General features: G+C 30.1%; 5 protein-coding genes. 4 read left to right on the top strand and 1 reads right to left on the bottom strand.

What is annotated here, in order from left to right:
• Window positions 1-181: 181 nt before the first annotated feature.
• On the bottom strand, window positions 182-2,017 hold the full coding sequence (locus tag V6U76_RS04330) for a hypothetical protein (RefSeq protein ID WP_333023835.1): 1,836 nt from the start codon (window positions 2,015-2,017) through the stop codon (window positions 182-184).
• 145 nt (window positions 2,018-2,162) lie between these two features.
• On the opposite strand from V6U76_RS04330, the gene iscU reads away from it, so the two are divergent.
• The 4 genes from iscU to V6U76_RS04310 all read left to right on the top strand — a co-directional run bounded on the left by iscU (window position 2,163) and on the right by V6U76_RS04310 (window position 5,164).
• On the top strand, window positions 2,163-2,582 hold the full coding sequence (gene iscU, locus V6U76_RS04325; RefSeq protein WP_333023833.1) for a Fe-S cluster assembly scaffold IscU: 420 nt from the start codon (window positions 2,163-2,165) through the stop codon (window positions 2,580-2,582).
• 78 nt (window positions 2,583-2,660) lie between these two features.
• On the top strand, window positions 2,661-3,071 hold the full coding sequence (locus tag V6U76_RS04320; protein ID WP_333023832.1) for a HesB/IscA family protein: 411 nt from the start codon (window positions 2,661-2,663) through the stop codon (window positions 3,069-3,071).
• Complete coding sequence (gene hscB, locus V6U76_RS04315) at window positions 3,046-3,549, top strand: Fe-S protein assembly co-chaperone HscB (protein ID WP_333023831.1); 504 nt, start codon at window positions 3,046-3,048, stop codon at window positions 3,547-3,549. The genes V6U76_RS04320 and hscB overlap by 26 nt, the downstream gene beginning before the upstream one ends.
• Window positions 3,527-5,164 (top strand): Hsp70 family protein, encoded by a 1,638-nt coding sequence (locus tag V6U76_RS04310; protein WP_333023829.1) that lies wholly within the window; start codon window positions 3,527-3,529, stop codon window positions 5,162-5,164. The genes hscB and V6U76_RS04310 overlap by 23 nt, the downstream gene beginning before the upstream one ends.
• The last annotated feature ends 205 nt before the right edge of the window (window positions 5,165-5,369 follow it).

The following is a 5,369-nucleotide window of genomic DNA, read 5'->3' as shown; positions in this document are numbered from 1 at the left end:
AATTTTTCTGATTTTATTATTTTAACTATAACATTCTTAATTTTTGAATATTGTTCGATCTCCACCCTATATTGATTATAAGTGCTTATACTAACTAATAATTCAATACATATTCTCTTTTCATTTCTTAGTGCTGAAATACAAGCATGCTTTCCATATAACCATAGATCTTTCATTGTGTTTATAATGAGCGTGTATCACCCAAACTAATAGGTGTACTTCCATTAAGTATAGATGAAGTCGAATGTTTTGACTTATAATAAGGGTTGTTAATATGACAAGTTGTTTGAGAACTATCTTTCCAGTGAATTTTTATTTTTACTTTGTCGTTAAAACTTTTTGATAATTCTCCTTTTAGTTCCTTTAATATATAGCCAAAGAAGTTACTAGCTTTATCATTAATTGCTTTTTCAGATTTTTCTTTTTCATCTTGTTTAGTGAAATCTGCCATTAATTTTTTATTTTCTTCTGTTAGGTCACTATTTTCTTTTTTTAACATTAAGCGTTCATGTTCTTGACGTAATTTTTTATTTCCCAGATGCAATGTTTCATTTTCTGATAATGGATCAGTACTATTTTCGCTGTTAGAATCTGAATTATTACCATAGTAGATATTATCATTCCCACCTAGATGATAATGTACATTTCCTCTTCTATCTATCATCTGCTTTAGTTCCTCATACTTCTTACTCATATTTTCCATTTCATTTCTCATACTTTCTATCATACCTATAAATTCGGTAGCTTCATGATCGTTACTGCCAGTATTTTGTTCTTGTTGTACCTGATTGAAATCTTTTAAGTAACCGATCCAGCGACTAGGTACAAATCTTTCTATTTTATCTTTCAGTAACTCTGCAGCTTGATTTATATTTGTAATAGTAGTATTAATGTGGCCTTCGTTTTTTCCTATTATTTTATTAACAGCCTTAGTCATATGAAGGATATCATTTTTCAATTCATTTATATCTTCTTTCAGATCTTCTCTTATTCCTTCCAGATGATTTAGTGTTTTATCAACGTCACCACCTATCCGATCAAGTGTCTCTTTAATATTTTTATTTGCAGGATTAAGTAATTCATTTTTCACAAGATCTTCTAAGTTACTTAAGTGACCACCAAAAGACTTAACAATATCACTACTGAATTTAGCAAAGTGTTTATCTAGTAATTTTTCTAATCTTGATATTAGATCACCTTCTTCCTGATCACCCAATCTATTTTCCATTACTTTAATGGTTTTACTTTCCCATCTTGTACACTTCCATTTTTTCAAGAAAGATGGCAACAGGATATCACGAACGTTAAATCCTTTAATAGAATTATTCTCATGATCTATTTCGTTTTTTCTAAATGTGACAACTGTTATAATAAAACCACTGATAATGATAGCAAGTAACGGTAAAATAAGCAATGCTTCTCCAGCGTATATATTTGAAAAACTAAACTTATTATGAAACAAAGCACCAAATATAAACACAGAAGCAAATATTGGTGGTAAAATTAATAAAATAATCTTATCTCTATTTTCATCTTTTATCGCCTCCAATTCTTTTGCCTGAGACTTGGAAATAGGGAATACTATAGACTTATTACCGCAATCTGAAATGATTTCTATTTTCGATGCTTTTTTGTAAATATCACTTTCTTCGTTTTCCTTCCCACCTCTTATTTTTTTATCTATTTGATCTTGTTTAATTGTTTTTTTATTTACCGATTGTATAATTAAAGATTTTACAAAAATTACTGAGAAAATTATAGAAATAAAAGCATAAGTTGATGTGAATGAAGGATTAAGTATTGATGTGATAAAGCTAAGGTCATTACTAGTTATAAGAGTTCCAATAATGTAAGCACAAGAAAATTGTACCCAAGCTTCCGCAGCTGATACTGGTATGACGTTGTTTATAGAGTTTTTCTTTATAAAAAACAATGCTTTAGTAGGGTAACCGATAACTTGATCTACTTGATTTATACCGTGATTCAAATTAATATTCAAAGGTTGAGCAGCGTTCATATAGTTCTTTTATATTGAAAGTAATGTATTTATTAAATAATAATATAAGCATGTTATTTTGGCAAGCTTCTTGATAAATTATAACTATATTTTAATGTAAGTTATGTTATAATAATTAAGCAAGTATTATAAAATAGGTCATTTTATGAGTTACAATAAAAAAATTCTAGATCATTATGAAAACCCAAGAAATGTTGGTTTTTTAGATAAAAATGATCCGTGTGTTGGAACAGGTTTAGTTGGTGCTCCTTCATGCGGTGATGTTATGAAATTACAAATAAAAGTGAATGATGCTGGTGTTATTGAAGATGCTAAAATGAAAATCTTTGGTTGCGGTTCTGCAATAGCTTCTGCTTCTTTTTTGACAGAAATGATAAAAGATAAAAAAATCAGTGATGTTGCACAAATAAAAAATACTCAGATAGTCGAAGAATTATCATTGCCTCCAGTTAAGATACACTGCTCAGTACTTGCAGAAGATGCAATTAAAGCTGCTATCAGTGATTATCAAAACAAGAAGGAAGAACGTAGAAAGTTTGAAGCTGAAGAATATGATAGAGAGTAAGAAGTATATCAATTTGATTAGAAAAGTCGTATTGATTTAGGGTAAGAGATCTAGAAATATGGTTGAGTAGAAAGTTTTATGAGTAGTACTGTACTAAAAAAAGGTCCTATTACCATTACCGATAAAGCATTGCATCAAATAAGGTATTTATTAGATCAAAAAAAATTTTCTGATGCATCAGAAAAAGTAATAGGGCTTAGGATATCAATCAAAGAAAAAGGATGTAGTGGATTAAAGTATCACATTGAATATGCGTATGATGTTCGTCTATTTGAATCAGTAATTGAAGTTATAGGGAACAAGAATTATAAGATTAAGATTCTAATTGATCCAAAGTCTATAATGTTTCTCTTGGGTTCTAAGATGGATTATGTAGAAGAAAAATTCTCATCTGGTTTTGTATTTAATAATCCAAATGAAGGAGGAAGGTGTGGTTGTGGTGAAAGTTTTACATTAAGAACAGATGGTGCAAGTGAAAATTCTGAATAGCGATTATTTTTTACTTCTTGGAGTTGAAAAAGTTTTTCATGTTGATTTGGAATTACTAGAAGGTAACTATATAAAATTAAGTAAGGGTTTTCACCCTGATCTATACTATTTAAAGAAGGAAAAATTTATTGCATCAGAAAATATGGCTTATATTCATAGAGCATATAGAGTTTTAAAATCACCGCTGGAAAGAGCTGAGTATTTGTTTCAAATTTTTGGTGTCAAGGATATTAATAATAGATTGTGTCCTGAAATACTGAGTGAATCTATGGAAATTAGGGAATCTATTCTACATTCTAAGACTTTAGATTCTACAAATAGAATTATTAATAAAAAAATAAAAGATTGTACTGAAGATTTAAGTAATGCATTTGATACAAAAAATCTTGATAAAGCTGTTCAACATTATTTAAGATTAAAATACTTAGATAAAGCGTTAAAAGAGGTACAAGAAGATGCAGCCAATACAAATTTCTGACCCAGTTAAGCATAATGGAGTAGCATTTGGAATTGATCTAGGTACTACTCACTCTTTAATTGCGATTGCTGATAAATTAAAGAATGTAAAGATTTTTAAGGATAAGGATAATAATGAGCTACTGCCATCTATAATTTCATATACTGAAAGTGGAGATATAAAAGTTGGCAGTGATGATATGCATATAGTTCGTTCAATAAAACGTTTGATGGGGAAAAATGTCAGTGATCTCAATAATGAAGAGATTCGCTATGAAATAGATGGTGAAAGCCAAAAAATTATTAGGGTAAAGCTAGGAAATGAGAAATATCTTACTCCTATTGAGATTTCTGCTGAAATATTGAAGGCTTTGTGTGAAAGAGTTAAAAATTCAAGTGATTTAGAAGTTAAGAGAGCAGTAATTACTGTTCCTGCATACTTTGATGACTCCGCAAGAAATGCAACTAAATATGCAGCAAAGTTAGCTGGTATAGAAGTATTGCGCTTACTCAATGAACCTACTGCTGCAGCTCTTGCGTATTCAATGAGTAAGAGGATAGATAAAGGGGTGTATGCTGTGTATGATATTGGAGGCGGAACATTCGATATCTCTATACTTAAGTTACATGACGGTGCATTTCAAGTACTAGGAGTTGGTGGTGATACTAATCTAGGTGGAGATGATTTCGATCATTTACTCACCTCATTAATATTGGAAAAATGTGGGAGAAAAGTATATAATAAAAATTCTCAATTAGGCTTGCTTACTCAATCACGCGATATAAAAGAGTATTTAACTAATAATGACTTTGGAAATTTCACATTCAACATTGACAATAAACCTTTTGTGTGTGATATTACAAGGAAAGAGTTTGAAAATGTCATAAAGCATCTAGTAGATGAAACTATAAAAATAGTTGTTCGTACTGTGGAAAGTGTAAATTTTAAAGTTAATGATATTAAAGGGGTAATTCTTGTTGGAGGTACGACTAGAGTCCCCTTAGTTAAAGATTCATTATTCAAGCTTTTTGGGAATAAGATACTACAAGATATTGATCCTGAGAAGGCTGTAGTAGCAGGTGCAGCTCTTCATGCTCATTATTTAACTTCTGGTGATGGCAAAATTTTGCTTGACGTTTTACCTTTATCCCTTGGTATTGAAACTATGGGTGGGATAGTTGAAAAAATTATACATAGAAATACTCCATTACCTGCTTCAGAAGTGAAAGAATTTACAACTTATGCTGATAAGCAAACTGCGATAAGAATTCATATTTGTCAAGGAGAGCGTGAAATGATAGAACAGAACAAATCTCTTGCACAATTTGAGCTAAAAAACATACCTCCATTACCTGCTGGTTCCGTTACAATAGAAGTAGAATTTACTGCTAATGTTGATGGAATATTAACAGTAACTGCAAGAGAAAAGACAACTAATGTTGAGCAAGTAGTTACAGTAGATTCAACTTTTGGATTGGAAAAAGATTATATCAAAACTGCTATAGATGATTCTATTGAAAATTTTGATAAAGATATGCAACTTAAGTCTGCTGCTAAAAATGAGATTATGAACAAAAAGTTCATGCAATTGGTAAAAAACTTTACTTTTCAACCTAAAGGTAAAAATTCTTCTTGAAAAAGACTTCATTTTATCTAAGATTGTTGACCTTTATGATCCCATGCTCGATGTTTTTTTTAACACAATCAAATATATATTTGAAAGCATACTTATAAATCCCAACTATGGATTAGCCAACAAAGAAGTATAGGAAACAGAGGGTTTTCGAGTTTTAAAAGAATCAAAAAAGGAAAGTATTTACTCAAAGATAGAAAAGAATAGT

The organism is Wolbachia endosymbiont of Pentidionis agamae (genome assembly GCF_036711655.1).
Lineage (GTDB): Bacteria > Pseudomonadota > Alphaproteobacteria > Rickettsiales > Anaplasmataceae > JAZHPY01.
Note: the sequence above shows the minus strand (reverse complement) of the source record. Positions and strands in the feature narration are given on the sequence as shown.